This window comes from Rothia sp. SD9660Na (assembly GCF_030064065.1).
In the GTDB taxonomy this organism is placed as follows: domain Bacteria; phylum Actinomycetota; class Actinomycetes; order Actinomycetales; family Micrococcaceae; genus Rothia.
Genome location: NZ_CP125946.1, coordinates 609,746 through 627,837, shown reverse-complemented (window position 1 = coordinate 627,837; position 18,092 = coordinate 609,746). Strand labels below are relative to the sequence as shown.

At 57.4% G+C, this 18,092-nt stretch carries 25 protein-coding genes; 3 read left to right on the top strand and 22 right to left on the bottom strand.

The genetic code is table 11. The features are described from left to right. The first annotated feature begins 26 nt into the window (after positions 1–26). The 3 genes from QM007_RS03150 (at position 27) to QM007_RS11035 (ending at position 1,297) form a co-directional block, all read left to right on the top strand. Positions 27–794, top strand: coding sequence for a M15 family metallopeptidase (locus tag QM007_RS03150; RefSeq protein WP_283490507.1), 768 nt, complete (start codon positions 27–29; stop codon positions 792–794). Positions 795–971: 177 nt separating this feature from the next. Further along, complete coding sequence (locus tag QM007_RS11040; RefSeq protein ID WP_349361495.1) at positions 972–1,133, top strand: MscL family protein; 162 nt, start codon at positions 972–974, stop codon at positions 1,131–1,133. Further along, positions 1,064–1,297 (top strand): MscL family protein, encoded by a 234-nt coding sequence (locus tag QM007_RS11035; protein ID WP_349361494.1) that lies wholly within the window; start codon positions 1,064–1,066, stop codon positions 1,295–1,297. The genes QM007_RS11040 and QM007_RS11035 overlap by 70 nt, the downstream gene beginning before the upstream one ends. A gap of 207 nt (positions 1,298–1,504) precedes the next feature. Here the strand turns inward: QM007_RS11035 and glmM are convergent, their stop codons facing one another. The 22 genes from glmM to rplR form a co-directional block, all read right to left on the bottom strand. Then, complete coding sequence (glmM, locus tag QM007_RS03140; protein ID WP_283490506.1) at positions 1,505–2,860, bottom strand: phosphoglucosamine mutase; 1,356 nt, start codon at positions 2,858–2,860, stop codon at positions 1,505–1,507. 25 nt (positions 2,861–2,885) lie between these two features. Continuing rightward, positions 2,886–3,971 (bottom strand): polyphosphate kinase 2, encoded by a 1,086-nt coding sequence (gene ppk2, locus QM007_RS03135; RefSeq protein WP_283490505.1) that lies wholly within the window; start codon positions 3,969–3,971, stop codon positions 2,886–2,888. Between the two features lie 151 nt (positions 3,972–4,122). Further along, positions 4,123–5,280 carry a YycP family beta-propeller protein gene (locus tag QM007_RS03130; protein WP_283490504.1) on the bottom strand — a complete coding sequence of 386 codons (1,158 nt, stop codon included), beginning with the start codon at positions 5,278–5,280 and terminating at the stop codon, positions 4,123–4,125. A 126-nt stretch (positions 5,281–5,406) separates the two neighbouring features. Continuing rightward, positions 5,407–5,631, bottom strand: a complete 225-nt coding sequence (locus tag QM007_RS03125) for a hypothetical protein (RefSeq protein ID WP_283490503.1) — start codon at positions 5,629–5,631, stop codon at positions 5,407–5,409. Between the two features lie 38 nt (positions 5,632–5,669). Then, entirely contained in the window at positions 5,670–6,026 is a 357-nt protein-coding gene (locus QM007_RS03120; protein ID WP_283490502.1) for a hypothetical protein, read from the bottom strand. Between the two features lie 151 nt (positions 6,027–6,177). Then, complete coding sequence (gene rpsI, locus QM007_RS03115) at positions 6,178–6,666, bottom strand: 30S ribosomal protein S9 (protein ID WP_135013062.1); 489 nt, start codon at positions 6,664–6,666, stop codon at positions 6,178–6,180. A gap of 35 nt (positions 6,667–6,701) precedes the next feature. Next, positions 6,702–7,145 (bottom strand): 50S ribosomal protein L13, encoded by a 444-nt coding sequence (gene rplM / locus QM007_RS03110; RefSeq protein ID WP_135013063.1) that lies wholly within the window; start codon positions 7,143–7,145, stop codon positions 6,702–6,704. Positions 7,146–7,435: 290 nt separating this feature from the next. Continuing rightward, the gene (gene truA, locus QM007_RS03105) at positions 7,436–8,365 is read right to left on the bottom strand and encodes a tRNA pseudouridine(38-40) synthase TruA (protein WP_283490501.1); all 930 of its coding nucleotides are present in this window, start codon (positions 8,363–8,365) and stop codon (positions 7,436–7,438) included. A gap of 112 nt (positions 8,366–8,477) precedes the next feature. Further along, positions 8,478–9,158: a 50S ribosomal protein L17, sunset domain variant gene (gene rplQ / locus QM007_RS03100; RefSeq protein WP_283490500.1), complete on the bottom strand. Its 681-nt coding sequence runs from the start codon at positions 9,156–9,158 to the stop codon at positions 8,478–8,480. A 98-nt stretch (positions 9,159–9,256) separates the two neighbouring features. After that, positions 9,257–10,252 carry a DNA-directed RNA polymerase subunit alpha gene (locus tag QM007_RS03095; protein WP_135013066.1) on the bottom strand — a complete coding sequence of 332 codons (996 nt, stop codon included), beginning with the start codon at positions 10,250–10,252 and terminating at the stop codon, positions 9,257–9,259. A gap of 146 nt (positions 10,253–10,398) precedes the next feature. Beyond that, on the bottom strand, positions 10,399–10,803 hold the full coding sequence (rpsK, locus tag QM007_RS03090) for a 30S ribosomal protein S11 (protein ID WP_083090739.1): 405 nt from the start codon (positions 10,801–10,803) through the stop codon (positions 10,399–10,401). Between the two features lie 71 nt (positions 10,804–10,874). Continuing rightward, a complete protein-coding gene (rpsM, locus tag QM007_RS03085) occupies positions 10,875–11,243 on the bottom strand; it encodes a 30S ribosomal protein S13 (protein ID WP_083090738.1) in 369 nt (122 codons plus the stop codon). A 160-nt stretch (positions 11,244–11,403) separates the two neighbouring features. Continuing rightward, the gene (gene rpmJ, locus QM007_RS03080) at positions 11,404–11,517 is read right to left on the bottom strand and encodes a 50S ribosomal protein L36 (protein WP_004005257.1); all 114 of its coding nucleotides are present in this window, start codon (positions 11,515–11,517) and stop codon (positions 11,404–11,406) included. Between the two features lie 142 nt (positions 11,518–11,659). Continuing rightward, the gene (gene infA / locus QM007_RS03075; protein ID WP_083090737.1) at positions 11,660–11,881 is read right to left on the bottom strand and encodes a translation initiation factor IF-1; all 222 of its coding nucleotides are present in this window, start codon (positions 11,879–11,881) and stop codon (positions 11,660–11,662) included. Positions 11,882–12,119: 238 nt separating this feature from the next. Then, entirely contained in the window at positions 12,120–13,301 is a 1,182-nt protein-coding gene (gene rlmN, locus QM007_RS03070) for a 23S rRNA (adenine(2503)-C(2))-methyltransferase RlmN (RefSeq protein WP_283490499.1), read from the bottom strand. Between the two features lie 54 nt (positions 13,302–13,355). Further along, positions 13,356–14,189 (bottom strand): type I methionyl aminopeptidase, encoded by an 834-nt coding sequence (gene map / locus QM007_RS03065; protein WP_283490498.1) that lies wholly within the window; start codon positions 14,187–14,189, stop codon positions 13,356–13,358. Between the two features lie 109 nt (positions 14,190–14,298). Then, entirely contained in the window at positions 14,299–14,862 is a 564-nt protein-coding gene (locus tag QM007_RS03060) for an adenylate kinase (protein WP_237185995.1), read from the bottom strand. Next, positions 14,859–16,169, bottom strand: a complete 1,311-nt coding sequence (secY, locus tag QM007_RS03055) for a preprotein translocase subunit SecY (RefSeq protein WP_283490497.1) — start codon at positions 16,167–16,169, stop codon at positions 14,859–14,861. Before secY ends, QM007_RS03060 begins: the two co-directional genes overlap by 4 nt. A 216-nt stretch (positions 16,170–16,385) precedes the next feature. Further along, positions 16,386–16,838 (bottom strand): 50S ribosomal protein L15, encoded by a 453-nt coding sequence (rplO, locus tag QM007_RS03050; RefSeq protein WP_135013750.1) that lies wholly within the window; start codon positions 16,836–16,838, stop codon positions 16,386–16,388. A 2-nt stretch (positions 16,839–16,840) separates the two neighbouring features. Then, positions 16,841–17,050, bottom strand: a complete 210-nt coding sequence (rpmD, locus tag QM007_RS03045) for a 50S ribosomal protein L30 (RefSeq protein WP_135013749.1) — start codon at positions 17,048–17,050, stop codon at positions 16,841–16,843. Continuing rightward, positions 17,050–17,733: a 30S ribosomal protein S5 gene (gene rpsE, locus QM007_RS03040; RefSeq protein ID WP_135013748.1), complete on the bottom strand. Its 684-nt coding sequence runs from the start codon at positions 17,731–17,733 to the stop codon at positions 17,050–17,052. The genes rpmD and rpsE overlap by 1 nt, the downstream gene beginning before the upstream one ends. Beyond that, complete coding sequence (gene rplR / locus QM007_RS03035) at positions 17,733–18,092, bottom strand: 50S ribosomal protein L18 (RefSeq protein WP_135013747.1); 360 nt, start codon at positions 18,090–18,092, stop codon at positions 17,733–17,735. Before rplR ends, rpsE begins: the two co-directional genes overlap by 1 nt.

Sequence of the window (18,092 nt, the reverse complement as noted above, 5' to 3'; positions counted from 1 at the left end):
TTTCATTGGCTTTAGCGGGTAGCCTCATGGCCCTGTCGCTGGCTGCCTGTGGTCAGGGCATCTCCGCTGAGCCGGACGCCGCCCCCTCATCTGCCAGCTCAGTGGCGGCTTCTGCCCCTCAGCAGGTAGCTTCTTCGAGCACCCCACCTTCTTCTAGCGCGAGCACTGAGTCACCTGTCCCTAGCCAGGCCACCACGCGCCGTCCTGCCGATATCGAGTCGGCATCATCGATGACGGTTCTCGTCAATAAGCACAACCCTCTGTCTCCTCTTACCTACGCACCCGAGGATTTACAGCCGTTTGGCTCCGTCCTACTTCGCACCGAGGCAGCAGAAGCAGCACATCGTATGTTTGCTGACGCCTCGGCAGCGGGTGCCCCCATGGTGGCTCTCAGCGGCTACCGGTCGTATGAGACCCAGCAGGGAACCTACGCCAGCTGGGCTGTCCAGTACGGTACAGATCAGGCAGATGTGGCTTCTGCCCGCCCCGGTTATTCAGAGCATCAAACGGGGCTTGCCCTCGATATCGGAACCGGTGGCGCCTGCGACCTCCAGCCCTGCTTCAAGGACACGGCAGCTGCCCTGTGGGCAGCCGAGAACGCCCACCGCTATGGCTTTGTGGTGCGCTACCCCTGGTGGCACCACGAAACCACCGGCTACTGGTATGAATCCTGGCATCTGCGCTATATCGGTGTTGATGAGGCCACCGCACTGAAGGAATCCGGGTTTGAAACGCTAGAAGGTTTCTGGGGGACCGGGTCTGCCCCTAGCTACCCAACGGCACCTAACACGTAGGCTGACAAGCAGAAATCTACAAATTTTGAGCATAATCTAACAGCTCAGACCGACCTGTGAGTAAACCCACTGGTTTACAGCGAAAATTTCAGCTCAGATTGGTGTTCACCGCTGGCAGAAACAGCTATTCTTGAACTCAGGCTTAGTGGTTTTAAAGATTTCATCACCCGCGGTAACATGGTCGACCTCGCAGTCGGTATGAGCATTGGTACCGCCTATACCGCAGTTGTTACTACCCTTGTTGACCCCATTCTGATGCCCGCCATCTCATGCTGGTCGGCTCCCCCACCTTGGACGAGTTCTTCGTCTTTGGGCAGGTTAAGGTTGGCGTCTTCCTGACCGCAGTTGTCAACTTCCTTCTGATTGCAGCAGCCCTGTACTTCTGCATCGTTATGCCCATCAACAAGTTCAACGAGCGTCGTGCTGCCAAGCTCAACCTTACAGAAGAGGCTGAGGAAGAGGATCCCAGCTTACTCTGCTCAAGGAAATCCGTGACGCTCTGACCGTCAAGTAATTTTCTATCCTTTAATATAGAGAAAGTCCCGGTAGCTAGCTACCGGGGCTTTCTCATGCCCTGTTGTTTTTGTACAGCCAGAGAAAACAATTTCTCACACCTGTTAAACAAGTTTAGGCTAGGGGCAACAAAAAGCCGGGCCCCACTCCCCCAGGGGGAGAGAACAGGGCCCGGCAGAGGCTAAGGGGAGACTAACTTAGATAGCCAGTTCACGAGCTACAACGTCGGCTAAAGCCTGGGCGGTTGCATCTGCAACTTCCTGGGTTTCAGCTTCAACCATGACGCGCACCAGGGGTTCGGTACCCGAGGGGCGAAGCAGAACTCGACCGGTATCGCCCAGCTGGGCCTCGGCGTCCTTAATCGCTTCTTGCAGGGGCACGCAAGCGGCTACGCCAGCGCGATCAACACCCTTGACGTTAATGAGCTTCTGGGGGGTTGCCTGCATGCGGCTAGCCAGCTCAGACAAAGGCAGACCGGTACGGGACATTTCAGCAGCCAGATGCAGGCCCGTCAACACGCCGTCACCGGTGGTGGCATGGTCCGACATAATCACGTGGCCCGACTGCTCACCGCCCAGGTTAAAGCCGTTCTTGTTCATGGATTCCAGCACGTAGCGGTCGCCCACAGCGGTGCGCTCTAGCTTGATGCCGTGTTCCTTGAGGAAGATTTCCAGGCCCAGTGAAGACATGACGGTGGCGACCAGGGTGTCGTCCTTAAGGGTGCCAGCTTCCTTCATTGACAGCGCCAGAATCGACATAATCTGATCGCCATCTACCAGGTTGCCCTGCTCATCGACAGCCATACAGCGGTCGGCGTCGCCGTCGTGGGCAATGCCCAGGTCAGCGCTGTGGCGCACGACCGCTTCCTGAAGCTTCTCAGGGTGGGTTGAGCCCACACCGTCGTTGATGTTAATGCCATCGGGTTCAGCACCGATCACAAACACCTTGGCGCCCAGGGTGCGGAAGGCGTCGGGAGAAACCCCGGAGGAGGCACCGTTGGCACAGTCCAGCACAACCTTGAGGCCGTTGAGACGGCGGTGCTCGGGCATAGTTGATACCAGATGGGTGACGTAGCGGTCTTCGCCATCAGTCAGCGGACGGACACGCCCCACCTCACTGTGGGTGGGGTAACGGAAGTCCTTGGAGCGATAGAGGGCCTCGATGGCGTCCTCAATCGCGTCGTCCAGCTTCTTACCGCCACGCGCCAGGAACTTGATGCCGTTATCCTCAGCAGCGTTGTGGGAGGCAGAAATCATGACGCCGAAGTCAGCTTCTGTGCTTGCCACCAGGTAGGCTGCGGCGGGGGTGGGCACCATGCCCGCGTCGAGCACATCAACGCCGGAGGCTGCAAAGCCTGCGGTCATTGCCGCGCCAATGAACTCACCGGAGATACGGGAATCATGGGCGATAACAGCCTTAGGGCGGACACCTTCTTTAACCGTATTGAACCCAAGGACGATGGACGCGGCCTGCGCAAGCTCCATAGCAAGAGCAGGAGTAATCACTTCGTTAGCGAGACCGCGTACACCGTCGGTTCCGAATAATCTAGACATTACTGATTATTCTACGCGCTCAGTTCTATTTTTCTTCGCGCAAGACGGGGAAACCCTCAGGGTTTTCGGGCACATCGTCCTCGAGAACGTCTGAGCCCTTACCCACGATGAGCGGGTCGGTGGAGCCGACCAGGGCGTGGTCCTTATCGGGGTAGTCGAACTGGTTAAGCACGTGCCGCATAGCTTCAAGGCGGGCCCGCTTCTTGTCGTTGGACTTCACAACGGTCCAGGGGGCATCGCCGGTATCGGTGTAGAAGAACATGGCTTCTTTAGCCGCGGTGTAGTCGTCCCACTTATCGAGGGAGGCCAGATCGGTGGGAGACAGCTTCCACTGGCGCACAGGGTCGGTACGGCGGGAATTGAAGCGGGCCAGCTGTTCTGCCCGAGTAACGGAGAACCAGAACTTAATGAGTTTGACCCCGGAGTTGACCAGCATGCGCTCCAGTTCGGGAACCTCACGCATGAATTCGTAGTACTGCTGCGATGTGCAGTAGCCCATAACGCGCTCGACTCCTGCTCGGTTGTACCAGGAGCGGTCCATGAGCACGATTTCACCGCCAGAGGGTAGGTGCTGGATGTATCGCTGGAAGTACCACTGAGTCTGCTCAACGTCAGTGGGCTTTTCCAGAGCGACGACGCGGGCACCGCGGGGGTTGAGGTGTTCCATAAAGCGCTTGATGGCGCCACCCTTACCCGCCGCGTCGCGGCCCTCAAAAATAATTAGAACCTTCTGGCCGGTTTCCTTGACCCAGAGCTGGAGTTTGAGGAGCTCAATCTGTAGGGCCCGCTTTTCCTTCTCGTATTCCTTGCGGGAAAGCTTCTTATCATAGGGGTAGCCGGCCTTCCAGGCGTCTGACTTCTCCCCGTCACCGCTGAGTTTCTTGGTCAGAGATGAAATTTCATCGAGCTCTGCACTGTAGTCCTCTACGACCGATACGCGGCGGGTCTCCTTGGCAAGGGCCGCTTTCACGGCCTCCTTCTTGGAGTCGGTAACCTGCTGGGAGGCGTCCTGTTCCACAGCTTCGGTGCTGGGAGTTTCTAGCTCGGTAGCGGCGTCCTTGCCTGCGGCCCTGGTGGAGCGTGAGGTGCGAGTGGTGTTGGAAGATGCCATGGGCACCCTTTCTCTCGTGCGTATGTTCCACATCTATTCTAGATGCAAGACGTGAGACACCCCACTGTTACACGTCTTTTGACTCTAAGCTAGGGCGATCGCAGACCCCACCTCTAAAACTGGGAGTGGGTATAGTCAAGGGTAAAACTTCTTATGGAGAGGGGCGGACGGCAAAGCCGTACTGCCCCATTCCACCTACACCCTTGATGGGGTCTAGCTCAAGTTGGTCTACCAAGGCCCCGTCACTCCTGGCATAGGTATGGATAGCATACTGATCACCATCGCCAGGCAGCTCCACTAGCTGGTAGATGAAGTCCTCATCTACCTCAACCTCATTTTGACTTACTTTTCTTCCCCCATCATAGCCTTCTAGGTTAAGAAGTCTGTGGGTTTCCCCGGTAAGAATATCTGTTCTATAGAAATAGTCTGGAGTGAACCAGTCTAAGTACCGGGAGTTATAGAGGTCAGGGCCCATCGTGTAGATGGTTGAAGTATATGTCTCATCTGAAATAAGAGGTTTAATCTCGGACTCCCCGCTGGATATATCTACAGAGACAAGAGAAATGTCAGAAATATTTTCATTATCTGGGGAATACATGAGTGCGTAAAAATTATTAGTGGTGCACACTAAGCCATATAGGGAAGTGCTGCGCCACTCTGAGGCGGTATGGTTCCACAGTGGCTTCACGGATAAATTTTGTCCATCAAAGACTTGGGAAATCAGAATCTGTGAAGATGTATTCTCCTCTAAGTCTAAGGTGGGGCCACGATTTTTACCACCCCCTATCATTTTTCCATCTGGGCATGTGGCTATAGTCTCTATTGACTCAGTAATAGTTTCGAGATGGTTCCCATGAGCATCTGTTAATGTAAATTGGTTCTTATATTCACCCCTTTTGCCACCTAGGTTAAAGGTTGAAAGGTATGTTCCGTTAGAGACGGCTATATCATTTTGCAGGTCGGTTTTAGGTGCTTCGAATTTCTCGATTTTCTGTTCGCCTACAATATAGTTGTGGGATTGGTCTGCGAAGGAGAGTTCATGGGCAGAGCCCCAGATGACCTCCCCTCCGTCCATGCCGTCAGTTTTGATGGCCTGGTGCCCTCCTTCTTCGTCTATGAGGAGGACGTAACCGTGGTTGGGTGTGAAGACTGAGAAATCGTTGAGGAATAGGCTGGGAGGGCTAAAGTAGAGAGCGTATTTCACTCCTTCAAGGGAGGGGCTTGTGGTTTGCGCACTTCCGCTACAGGAGCTGAGAGCTAGAACAAGCAGGGAGCAGAGACTAGCAATTTTTGCCTTCTTCCCCCACATTATTTTTTAATTTCTTCGTAGAGGGTCACGTGCTCAGAACTCTGAAAATCATAGGGATAAACGCCTGCACCACCGTCACTATCAAGATCGATTCCAGAGGTCTCAAAGTAGGCAGCCCAGACCAGTTCAGAACAGTTCAGAACAGTTCAGGTTTTGACGACCATTCTCTTTATTGTTGATGAATCCAATATCATAGGGCTTATCAATGAAATTTTCTTTAGCATGTTGAGCAGCTGCATCCCTATTTTCTTGGGAGGTATTTACCCTATATTTTTCAATACCCGAAGGTAGCATGTAATCATCAACCTTAATCTCATGACTTAACTGGTTAAGCCCTGGTGCTTCAACCAAAATATTTGTAGCAACATATAAGGCGTTATGGCCATGATTTACACCAGGAATCCGTATAACGTTGGAGGGAGCAATAAAAAATCACCAACATTTTCTGCTTCGCCAACATTTACGAGCCCCTCTTTAGCCGATCGGAAAACAGTATCACTCCTATATCCGCTTTCTTCTGCTTTCTCAACAGATGCCTTAGCTACTTCCAGATTTTCTTGGGCAACCTGCTCAGAACTCTTACCGGTTCTCTGCGCTATGTCTTCCACCGCCAAGCGCATATCCTCCGCTGTGGAGCCAGGATTATAGGTGGCTAGTTCCTCATAGATACTCTGACCGCTGGCAACTGTTGTACCAGAAGAAACTAAGAGAGTAAGCACAGCGAGGGTGGTAAGGGGCTTCTTCATAGCATATCTCCTTTGGTAAGCTAACTTTCCAGTAGTCTTAGCATCCCCCTGTTGGCTCGTCAACCTCCTGCATAGGAAAGCGCCCCTTCTCTTGAACAGAAGGGGCGCTCCAGCCCCGGCAAGTAAGCGGAGCAAAAAAATTGTAAGGCCTTTAGCGCTTTGAGAACTGTGAAGCCTTGCGTGCCTTCTTAAGACCAGCCTTCTTACGCTCGATAACGCGAGCGTCGCGGGTCAGGAAGCCTGCCTTCTTGAGGGCGGGGCGGTTGTTCTCAGCGTCAATCTCGTTCAGGGCACGAGCAACGCCAAGACGCAGAGCGCCAGCCTGACCGGAGGGGCCGCCACCTGAGATACGTGCGAAGACGTCGTAGGCGCCTTCGAGTTCAAGCAGCTTGAAGGGGTCGTTTACTTCCTGCTGGTGCAGCTTGTTGGGGAAGTAGTTGTCGAGCTCGCGACCGTTAACGGTCCACTTGCCGGTACCGGGTACCAGGCGGACGCGGGCAACGGCTTCCTTGCGACGGCCAACAGCCTGACCACCAACGGTCAGTGCGGGGCGGGCAGCCTTCTCAGCAACAGGTGCTGAGGACTCGGATGTGTAGCTGGTGAGCTCTTCTTCGGTGGTGTACTCTTCGTTCTGAGCCACGATGTCTCCTTTAATAGTTCTTTCGTAGGCCCGAATTACTGGGCAACCTGGGTGAATTCGTAGGTCTTGGGCTGCTGAGCTGCGTGGGGGTGCTCGGAACCTGCGTAGACCTTGAGGTTCTTGAGCTGCTGGGCAGCCAGCTTGTTCTTGGGGAGCATGCCCTTAACAGCCTTTTCTACGGCGCGAACGGGGTTGGTTTCCAGCAGTTCGGCATAGTTGACTGACTTCAGGCCACCGGGGTAACCGGAGTGGCGGTAGGCACGCTTCTGCTCAAGCTTGGCACCGGTCAGTGCAACCTTTTCAGCGTTGATGATGATGACGGAGTCACCCATGTCAACGTGGGGTGCGAAGGTGGGCTTGTGCTTGCCGCGCAGCAGGATTGCGGTCTGGCTTGCGAGACGGCCGAGAACAACATCAGAGGCATCGATGATGTGCCACTGGCGGTTGTTGTCGCCTGACTTCGGAGTGTAAGTGCGCAAAATTTCGCCTTTTCTCGTTTCTTGTAGCGCTAGTTGGGTATCGCGCTGGTTTACATAGGTGCGTTTTCGCAGGGTTTGGGTGAGGGCCAAACGCATCTGCGTTACCGATTTCCTCAGACCTCTTGTTCCCCGTTATTGTCCTGCAACTAGACCGAAGAACAGGGTACGAAATGAGGGCGGTATACGCACAACGTATGAAACTATACAGAGTTTAAGTCTCTTAATCCAGGGCTTAGCCCTTTAAAGACGGGGGTTTGACCGACCTCACGTTTAAATCACAGGCTTGTGATTTAGAGGGTTCGCAGGTTTCGGGCTTTCTCGCTTTGGGCTGCGTAGCCGGACGCTTCGGGGTAGGTAATGGAGGCTAGGGCCAGGCCGCGCGGGGCAGCTAGACGCACCTGGGAGTCTCGCACAGGGGCTTCGATACGGGAGATGAGCCAGGCTTCGTCTTTCTTTCTCTCCCCCACCATCACTAGCGAGGCGATGAGGGTGCGCACCATATTGTGGCAGAAAGCGTCTGCCCTGATGCTTGCTTCGATGAGGCCGTCCGTCCGCCGCTCAAACCGAAGTTCGCGCAACTCGCGAATCGTGGTGGAGCCTTCGCGGGGCTTGCAGAAGGAGAGAAAGTCATTGAGCCCCAAGAGGTTCTGGGCAGCACGGTTCATCAAATCTATATCGAGTACGGGATTGATTTGCCAGGCGATCTGCCGGTTCAGCGGATTACTGCCCTTCTCTTCTTGCCCGTCTTCAAGCAGGTATCTATAGGAGCGTTCCAGGGCCGAGAAGCGGGCATCGAAATCAGCAGGGACTTCCTGGCAGCTAGTAACCGTAATCGCCCGCTGCATATAGCCCTGCAGACGGGATGGTATTCCCAGCTCTGCCTCAGCATCTGCCAGAGCCCTGCTGAGTGCCCCGCGCAATTTACGGCGGAGGGAGGACGCCGGTGCGTCCTGGCTGCGCCCGGGTAGCCGCTCCCAGGCGTCCTGGGCAACATCGAAGTGCACAACCTGGTGCAGAGCATGGACGCCGGCGTCGGTCCGCCCGGCTACCGTCGTGTAGACGGGGCGGCGGAAGATAAGGGCCAGGGCTTCTTCGAGGACTCCCTGAACTGTGATAAGCCCCGGTTGCTTAGCCCAGCCTGCGAAGGGGCCTCCGTCGTAGGCAAAATCAAGGCGCACGCGTACACGGGGCTCGTATAGCGACTCGGGGGTTTCGGTCACGTCTCTCCTTAGAAGGCGGGGTACAGGCTCACTCCACTTTACCCGCTACAGACAAAGACGGCCCTCCCCCGTGTGAGGGGAAGAGCCGCCTTTATCCACCGGTGACTAAGAATTAGTCTTCGGAGATGGTCTGTGCTGCTGCACCACCGGCAGGTGCGTAACCTGCTGCTTCAGCTGATTCCTTGGTGTCGAACCAGATTTCAGCCTGGGTGTTTGCGTACCAGCGTGAGCCGGGTACGTGGTACTTCATGGAATCAGCGTTGCCCTTGATGTCGAAGCCCTCGGGAGCTTCGCCGTTCTCGGTTGCTGCGTGTGCGCCTGCGGGCAGGTCTGAGGACTCAGCTGCTGCGGGTGCTGCTGCTTTGGTCTCTTCTGCTGCGGGTGCTGCGGTCTCTGCTACCTTGGTAGCTTCTGAAACAGCTGCTGCGGTTGCAACAGGCTCCATGACCAGTTCGATAACTGCCATGGGGGCGTTGTCGCCCTTGCGGTTACCGATCTTGGTGATGCGGGTGTAGCCACCGGGGCGCTCGGCCATTGCGGGGGCAATGACGGTGAAGAGCTCGTGGACTACGGTCTTGTTACCGATGGAGCGCAGGACGCGGCGGCGTGCGTTGAGGTCGCCCTTCTTTGCGAAGGTGATCAGACGCTCGGCGACGGGGCGCAGACGCTTTGCCTTGGTAACGGTGGTGGTGATGCGCTTGTGCTCGAAGAGCTGCTGAGACAGGTTGTTCAGCATGATGCGCTCGTGGGTCGGTGATCCGCCGAGGCGGGGACCCTTAGTGGGAGTAGGCATAATTTATTCTCCTGGTAAGCCGTTCCTTACTGCCTCACGGCAGGGGAACCAAAGATGTTTGACTGGTGTAACGCGTGGAAGCGTTGACTGCCGGTGTCTTAGTAGTCGCTGCCGTAGCTGTCGTCGTCCTGCAGGCGGGCTGAGAGGTCCATTCCGGCGGGTGAGTCCTTGAGGGACAGGCCGAGCTCGGTGAGCTTTGCCTTGACTTCGTCGATGGACTTGGCACCGAAGTTGCGGATGTCCATGAGGTCTGCTTCGCTGCGGGTCACGAGTTCACCCACGGTGTGGATGCCTTCGCGCTTGAGGCAGTTGTAGGAGCGGACGGTCATGTCCAGGTCTTCGATGGGCAGAGCCAGGTCTGCGGCCATTGACTCGTCAGCGGGTGACGGGCCAACTTCGATACCTTCAGCGGCGGTGTTGAGTTCGCGGGCGAGGCCGAAGAGCTCAACGAGGGTGTTGCCTGCTGATGCGACTGCGTCGCGGGGAGCAATTGCTTCCTTGGTTTCGACGTCCAGGGTGAGGGAGTCGAAGTCGGTGCGCTGCTCAACACGGGTTGCGCTGACGCGGAAGGTGACCTTGAGGACGGGTGAGTAGATGGAGTCGACCGGGATACGGCCGATTTCTGCGTCACCTGACTTGTTCTGTGCTGCCGAGACGTAGCCGCGGCCGCGTTCGATGGTCAGTTCTGCGTTGAAGTTTGCGCGGTTGTTGAGGGTTGCGATGTGGAGGTCCGGGTTGTGGATCTCGACGCCTGCGGGCACCTCGATGTCGCCTGCGGTGAGTTCACCTTCGCCCTGCTTGCGCAGGTAGGCGATGACGGGCTCGTCGTTCTCTGATGAGATGGAGAGCTTCTTGATGTTCAAGATGATCTCGGTGACGTCCTCGGTCACGCCTTCTACAGTGCTGAATTCGTGCAGCACACCGTCGATGCGGATGCTGGTTACAGCGGCACCGGGGATGGATGAGAGAAGGGTGCGGCGGAGGGAGTTACCCAGGGTGTAGCCGAAGCCGGGTTCGAGGGGCTCGATGGTGAAGCGTGAACGGTTTTCCGATACGTGTTCTTCACGCAGGATGGGGCGCTGTGCAATGAGCACTATGTTTCCTTTCGGTGAGCATCCGCTATATGAGCTCACAGGTTGGGAAAAACGAGTGAGGAAGCAGACGAAGCAGTCTGTTCATTGACCTGCAGCCGGTGGGTTGCGGGTCGCCCGATGTTCGGGACGCGTCTAGCCGGTGGGGCTTAGACGTGGCGGCGCTTCGGAGGACGGCAGCCGTTGTGGGCAACGGGGGTGACGTCCTGGATGGAGCCAACTTCGAGGCCGGTGGCCTGGAGTGAGCGGATAGCGGTTTCGCGACCGGGGCCGGGGCCCTTGACGAAAACGTCTACCTTGCGGACACCGTGTTCCTGAGCGCGCTTTGCAGCGGTCTCAGCGGCCATCTGAGCTGCGTAGGGGGTTGACTTACGTGAACCCTTGAAGCCCATTTCGCCGGCGGATGACCAGGAAATAACAGCACCAGAGGGATCAGTGATTGAAACGATGGTGTTGTTGAAGGTTGACTTGATATGTGCCTGACCGGCAACAATGTTCTTGGAAACCTTGCGGCGGCCGGTACGCTTGGCCGCTGCGCGAGTCTTGGGAGGCATTTTTGATTCTCCTACAAAGTTTTGGTTGAAGTGTTGGTCTTACGCGATGTGCAAGACTGAGGCAACACTGTTTACTTCTTCTTACCTGCGACGGTACGCTTCGGGCCCTTGCGGGTACGTGCGTTGGTCTTGGTGCGCTGGCCGTGTACGGGAAGGCCACGGCGGTGACGCAGACCCTGGTAGCTACCGATTTCTACCTTGCGGCGGATGTCGGCAGCAACCTCGCGGCGAAGGTCACCTTCAACCTTGTAGTTGCCTTCGATGAAGTCACGAAGTGCTACGAGCTGGGTATCGTCAAGGTCCTTGACGCGGGTGTTGGGGTCAACACCGGTTGCAGCAAGCGCTTCTTTTGCACGGGTCTTGCCCACGCCGTAGATGTAAGTAAGAGCAATTTCCACGCGCTTTTCGCGGGGAATATCGACTCCAGCGAGACGTGCCATGGGGCGTTCTCCTTGTTTTCGCAGAGGTCTGTGACATCACTGCCCGGTTGTTCCGGTCCCCGGCCTCTGTGCCCGGAGGTATCCTGCTTTTGTAGGCAGGAGCGGTGCCATTTTCTGTTGTGCCACCTGGTGGGGTGGTCTTGTCAGCGTTGGCTAGTGATTAGCCCTGGCGCTGCTTGTGGCGCGGGTTTTCGCAGATCACCATGACCACACCGTGACGGCGGATCACTTTGCACTTGTCGCAGATCGGCTTAACGCTCGGCTTGACCTTCATCGCATTCCTTTGCGTTGATGTTTCAGCTAATGCTTTGGACGGGCGGGGTAAGAGGTTCTGTGTCCGGCTAGCCGGTGGGAGAACTGTTTACCCCTTTTACACGGCGTAAACGCCGCTGGTTAGCGACGTTTGGTGCTCGTGTTTACTTGTAGCGGTAGACGATACGACCGCGTGAGAGGTCGTAGGGGCTGAGCTCGACTACTACTCGGTCCTCAGGCAGGATTCGAATGTAGTGCTGACGCATCTTGCCTGAGATGTGTGCAAGTACTTTGTGTCCGTTGTCCAGCTCAACGCGGAATGATGCGTTGGGCAGTGCTTCGACCACGGTACCTTCAATCTCGATGACGCCGTCTTTCTTGGCCATATCCTCCGCTTTACTTTCGTGCACCCAAGGTGTCTTGGGGGCTCTTGGTAGTGTTTTTTCTGTGTTCGGTGCGTTCTCCCGGGTTCGGGTACCGCTCCGCTTGCGCGCTAAACGCATGGCACAGACAACCAACAAACTAATATACGGCAAAAGCCCCGGAATGTTAATGGTTTTCGCAAAACATAGCGAGCTTCACATTAAGACCCGGGGCTTAAGCGCATCTGCTGTGCGTCAGCATTTAGTCTTCCTTGGCAGCCAGCTGGCCGCAGGCACCGTCGATGTCACTTCCGCGGGTATCGCGTACGGTGGTGGGGATGCCGTGGGCGCGTAGGCGTTCGACAAAGTTTTGTTCGACGCCCTTGCGGGAGGCTGTCCATTTGGAGCCGGGGGTGGGGTTGAGCGGGATGGGGTTGACGTGGACCCAGCCGCGGCCGCGGGAGGCGAGTTTTTTGCCGAGGAGGTCGGCGCGCCAGCCCTGGTCGTTGATGTCGCGGATGAGGGCGTATTCGATGGAGATGCGGCGGCCGGTGGTGCGGTAGTAGTCGTAGGCGGCGTCGAGGGTTTCGTCGACTTTCCAGCGCTGGTTGATGGGGATGAGTTCGTCGCGGAGTTCGTCGTCGGGGGCGTGGAGGGAGAGAGCTAGGGTGATGGGGAGTTTTTCTAGTTCGAATTTGCGGATGCCGGGGACGAGGCCGACGGTGGACATGGTGATGCCGCGGGCTGAGATGCCGAGTCCTTCGGGGGCGGGGTCGATGAGGCGGTGTACGGCGCCCATGGTGGCTTTGTAGTTGGCGAGGGCTTCACCCATACCCATGAAGACGATGTTGGAGACACGCAGGGGGCGGGTGTCTTCGGAGCCACCGTCAGCCTGTTCGAGGCCTTTCATGTCTTTGAGGTAGCGGGCACCTGCGATGACCTGTTCGACGATTTCGGCGGTTGAGAGGTTGCGGGTGAGTCCCTGCTGGCCGGTGGCGCAGAAGGGGCAGTTCATGCCGCAGCCTGCCTGGGAGGAGATGCACATGGTGACGCGGTTGTCGTAGCGCATGATAACGGATTCGACGAGGGCTCCGTCGAAGAGGCGGTGGACGACTTTGAGGGTGTCGCCGCCGTCGGCTTCGAGGGTGCGGACGGTGGTGAGCAGCTGGGGCATGGCGTCAGCGACCATTTTTTCGCGTTCTGCTGCGGGCAGGTCGGTCATCTGGGCCGGGTCGTTGACGAGGCGTTCGAAGTAGTGTTTTGAAAGCTGGGCGGCTCGGAAGGGCTTGTAGCCAAGTTCTTCGAGGAAGGCGCGACGGCCGGCCATGTCGAAGTCTGCGATGTGGCGAGGGGGTTTGCCGCGGCGGGGGGCTTTGAGGATGATTTGGCCGGGTTCGGGGCGGGCGCTGGAGATTTCCAGGGGGACGCTGGTGGTTTCGGTCATGGCTGCTGCTTTCGGTGCGATGCGGGGCGGACGCGGTGGGATGGGTTGCGCGGTCTAGGCGGGGATGGGTTTGACGGTGACGCCGAGTTTGGAGAGTTCGGAGGCGCCGCCGTCCTCTGCGGTGAGAACCCAGATACCTTCGGAGTGCACACAGACGGAGTGTTCCCACTGGCAGGCGTCTCCCCCATCGACGGTTTTGATGGTCCAGTCGTCGTCGAGGGTGACGGTTTCAATTCCACCGGTCACGAGCATGGGTTCGATGGCGAAGGCCATGCCCTTTTTGACGCGGGGGCCGAGGTCGCGGGCGGCGTAGTTAAGGACGTCGGGGGCCATGTGCATGGAGGTACCGATGCCGTGGCCTACGAAGTCTTCGATGATTCCGTATTTGTCGCCGGTTTCTTCCCGAACGAAGTTTTCGATGGCGAAGCCTACTTCGCCAATTTTTTTGGCAGTGGCGAGGGCTGCGATGCCGTGCCAGAGGGCTGCTCGGGTGATCTCTGAGAGTTCACGGCGTGCGTCTGAGACCTCGCCGATGAGGGCGGTGCGGGCTGAGTCGCCGTGCCAGGTGGTGCCACGGGCGTCCTGCACAGTGGCGCCTCCGTCGATGGAGATCATGTCTCCGTCGTGCAGGATGCGGGGGCCGGGGATTCCGTGAACGACTTCGTCGTTGACTGAGGTGCAGATGGTTGCCGGGTAGTCGTAGTAGCCCAGGAAGTTGGACCCTGCGCCGTGTTCAGCGAGGATGCCGCGGAAGACCGTATCGAGTTCCGCAGTGGTGACGCCGGGGGCGGCAGCTGCTACCGCTGCGTCCAGGGCACGGGAGGTGATCACACCTGCTCTGGCCATTTCAGCAAGCTGGCGGTCTGTTTTGTATTCGATGCGGCGCATAGTGCTCTTTCCTGGCTAGGTTTGTGTGGTGTGGTGGAGTCAAACTACACCAGTCTGCTTTAAAAGCCTGTGCCCCCGCCATGACCGGGGGCACAGGTGCAGCGGACGTTTACTTGAGTGCGTCCATGATTCGGGCGGTGACTTCGTCAATCTCGCCAAGACCGTCGATTTCGGTCACAAGGCCGCGCTCGGTGTAGATAGCTACGAGAGGTGCGGTTTCTTCTTCGTAGACCTTGAGACGGTGACGGATGACCTCTTCGTTGTCATCTGAGCGGCCTTCCTTAGCGGCGCGTCCCAGCAGACGTTCGACCAGTTCGTCGTTGTCAGCGACGAGCAGCAGAACCTGGCCAATTTCCTGACCCATATCTGCGAGGATGGTGTCGAGTTCACCGACCTGGGCGGTGTTGCGGGGGTAGCCATCGAGCAGGAAGCCGTTGGCGGTGTCGTCTTCAGCCAGGCGGGCGCGGACCATACGGTTGGTCACGGAGTCGGGAACCAGGTTGCCCGAGTCGATGTAGCTCTTGGCTTCCTTGCCCAGCTCGGTTTCTTCCTTAATGTTCTTGCGGAAGATGTCGCCGGTGGAAATAGCGGGGATGTTCAACTTTTCAGCGATTTTGACGGCCTGGGTGCCTTTGCCGGCGCCGGGAGGGCCAATGATGAGCAGACGGTTCATCGGAGCAGTCCTTCGTAGTTGCGTTGTTGGAGCTGGGCGTCGATTTGCTTGACGGTATCAAGACCGACACCGATAACGATCAGCAGTGAGGCACCGCCGAGCGGGAAATTCTGGTTGGCGCCGAAGAGGACGAAGGCTACCAGCGGCAGGAGCGCTAGTACTGCTACGTAGATGGCACCGGGCAGGGTAATACGGTTGAGCACGTAGCTCAGGTACTCCTGGGTGGGGCGTCCTGCGCGGATACCGGGGATGAAACCGCCGTACTTCTTCATGTTGCCCGCAACTTCTTCGGTATTGAAGGTGATGGAAACGTAGAAGTAGGCGAAGCCCAGAATGAGCAGGAAGTAGAGGGTCATGTAGAGCGGGTGATCGCCCATGACCAGGTAGGTGTTGATCCAGTTGACCCACTCAGGCGGGGCTGAGCCGTCTGAGGGGGTGTTGAATTGGGCGAGGAGGCCGGGCACCATCAGCATGGAGGAAGCGAATATGATGGGGATAACGCCGGCCATGTTGACCTTGAGAGGAATGTAGGTGGTGGTACCGCCGATGGTGCGGCGGCCAATCATTCGCTTGGCGTACTGAACGGGGATGCGGCGCTGGGACTGTTCAACGAAGACAACGGCTACGATGACCAGCAGGCCGACCGCTACAACTGCGGAGAAGATGCCCCAGCCCTGGGTCTGCAGAATGGAACCAAAAGCGGAGGGGAAGGAGGCGGCAATCGAGGTGAAAATTAGCAGGGACATGCCGTTGCCCACGCCCTTCTCGGTGATCTGTTCACCCAGCCACATGACCACACCGGTCCCGGCTGTCAGGGCGGTGATGATCAGCAGGATGTTCCAGATGCCGTCATCGGGGATAATCGGCAGGGTGCAACCCTGCAGGAGCAGACCCGAGCGGGCAAGCGACACAATGGTGGTGGCATTCAGTAGTGCCAGCAGAATGGTGAGGTAGCGGGTGTACTGGGTCAGCTTGGTCTGCCCCTGGGCACCTTCCTCGTGCAGCTGCTGGAAGCGGGGAATGACAACGCGAAGCAGCTGAACAATAATGCTCGCGGTAATGTAAGGCATAACGCCCAGGGCAAAAATCGACAGCTGGAGCAGCGCGCCACCGCTAAAGAGGTTAATCATGTCGTAAACGCCACCGGTTGCGGTAACGGTCGACAGGCACTGCTGCACATTTCCATAGGAGACACCGGGAGCGGGGATGAAGACACCCACACGGTAGATCACGATAATACCCAGGGTGAACAGCAGCTTGTTACGCAGGTCGGGCGTCTTGAAAGCCCGTCCGAAAGCGGTCAGCACATGTCCTCCTGTGAGAGAAAAATTTGGGGTGCCCCGAACGTCCTAACTGAACGAGCGATCGGAGCGATTACACAATCTTCTCCAGTCTATCGCTTAAAACTCAATCGTGTGTAGCGCAGGTTCTCAGAGCGAAAAAACGGGATGCCCCACCCACCGAAGTGAGCGGGGCATCCCGCAATAGTTTGCCGCTTCCGGTTGTCCCGGTGCGTCATGGGACTACTTGACGGTTACAGAACCGCCAGCAGCCTCAATCTTGGCCTTAGCTGACTCAGAAACCTTGTCAACGGTTACGTTGTAGGCCGCTGAGATTTCGCCGGTACCCAGAACCTTGACCAGTTCGTTTTTGCGAACTGCGCCAGCTGCTACCAGAGCGTCAACGGTGATGTCGCCGCCCTCGGGGAACAGTTCCGCGATGCGGTCCAGGTTAACAACCTGGTACTCGGTGCGGAAGGGGTTCTTGAAGCCGCGCAGCTTGGGAAGGCGCATGTGCAGCGGAAGCTGACCACCTTCGAAGCCGGCGCGAACCTGGTAACGTGCCTTGGTACCCTTGGTACCGCGACCTGCGGTCTTACCCTTTGAGCCTTCACCGCGGCCTACGCGGGTCTTAGCCTTGTGGGCACCCGGAGCCGGGCGCAGATCGTGAATCTTGATAGCGTCGTTGTTTGCCATCTTTACTTGACCTCCTCAACCTGAACCAGGTGAGCTACGGTGTTGATCATGCCGCAGGTGACGGGGTCAGCAGTGCGAACAACCTTGTTGCCGGGGCGCTTGAGGCCCAGGGAACGGAGGGTGTCGCGCATGTTCTGCTTTTCACCGACGTAGGACTTGATCTGGGTGATTTCCAGCTTTGCGTCGCTGGGCTGAATACGCTTACCGGTCATTACGCACCTGCCTTTTCAGACTGAGCGACACGCAGGAAGCCGGGGATAACCTCGTCCTGGGGAAGACCACGGCGTGCAGCAACTGCTACGGGCTCTTCGAGCTGACGCAGTGCTTCGATGGTCGCGTGGACAATGTTAATCTGGTTCGATGAACCGAGTGACTTGGACAGAACATCGTGGATGCCTGCTGCCTCAAGTACGGCACGAACGGGACCACCAGCGATAACACCGGTACCAGCGGTAGCGGGGCGGAGCATAACTACGCCTGCTGCTGCTTCACCCTGAACGCGGTGAGGAATGGTGCGGCCTTCAACGCGGGGTACGCGGAAGAAGTTCTTCTTTGCTTCTTCAACACCCTTTGAGATAGCTGCGGGAACTTCCTTCGCCTTGCCGTAGCCAACGCCAACCATACCGTTACCGTCACCAACAACGACGAGTGCGGTGAAGCTGAAACGACGACCACCCTTGACGACCTTGGAGACGCGGTTGATGGTGACAACGCGCTCGATGAACTTGTCCTTCTCTTCTTCGCGGCCGCGGTTGTTGCGGCGCTCACCGCGGTTGCCGCGGCGTTCGCCGCGCTCGTTACGGCGGGCTTCGCGCTTTTCGGAGGTTTCAGCGGTAGCTTCTGCGGTTGCTTCAGTCACCTGAGTTTCCTTTTCGTTTACAGTCTGCTCGCTCATTAGAGTGCCAGACCTCCTTCGCGTGCGCCTTCTGCAACTGCTGCGACACGGCCGTGGTACTTGTTACCACCGCGGTCGAAGACAACTGCTTCGATGCCTGCTGCCTTGGCACGCTCGGCGACGAGTTCGCCAACGCGCTTTGCCTTAGCGGTCTTGTCAAGCTCTGCTGCGCGCAGGTCTGCTTCCATGGTGGAAGCTGATGCCAGGGTCAGACCCTTGGTGTCATCGATGACCTGAACGAACATGTGACGAGCTGAGCGGGTGACGGACAGGCGGGGGCGTGCTGCGGTGCCTGAAACGTACTTGCGGACGCGTGCGTGACGGCGTGCGCGCTGTGCTGACTTAGTCTTTACAGCCAT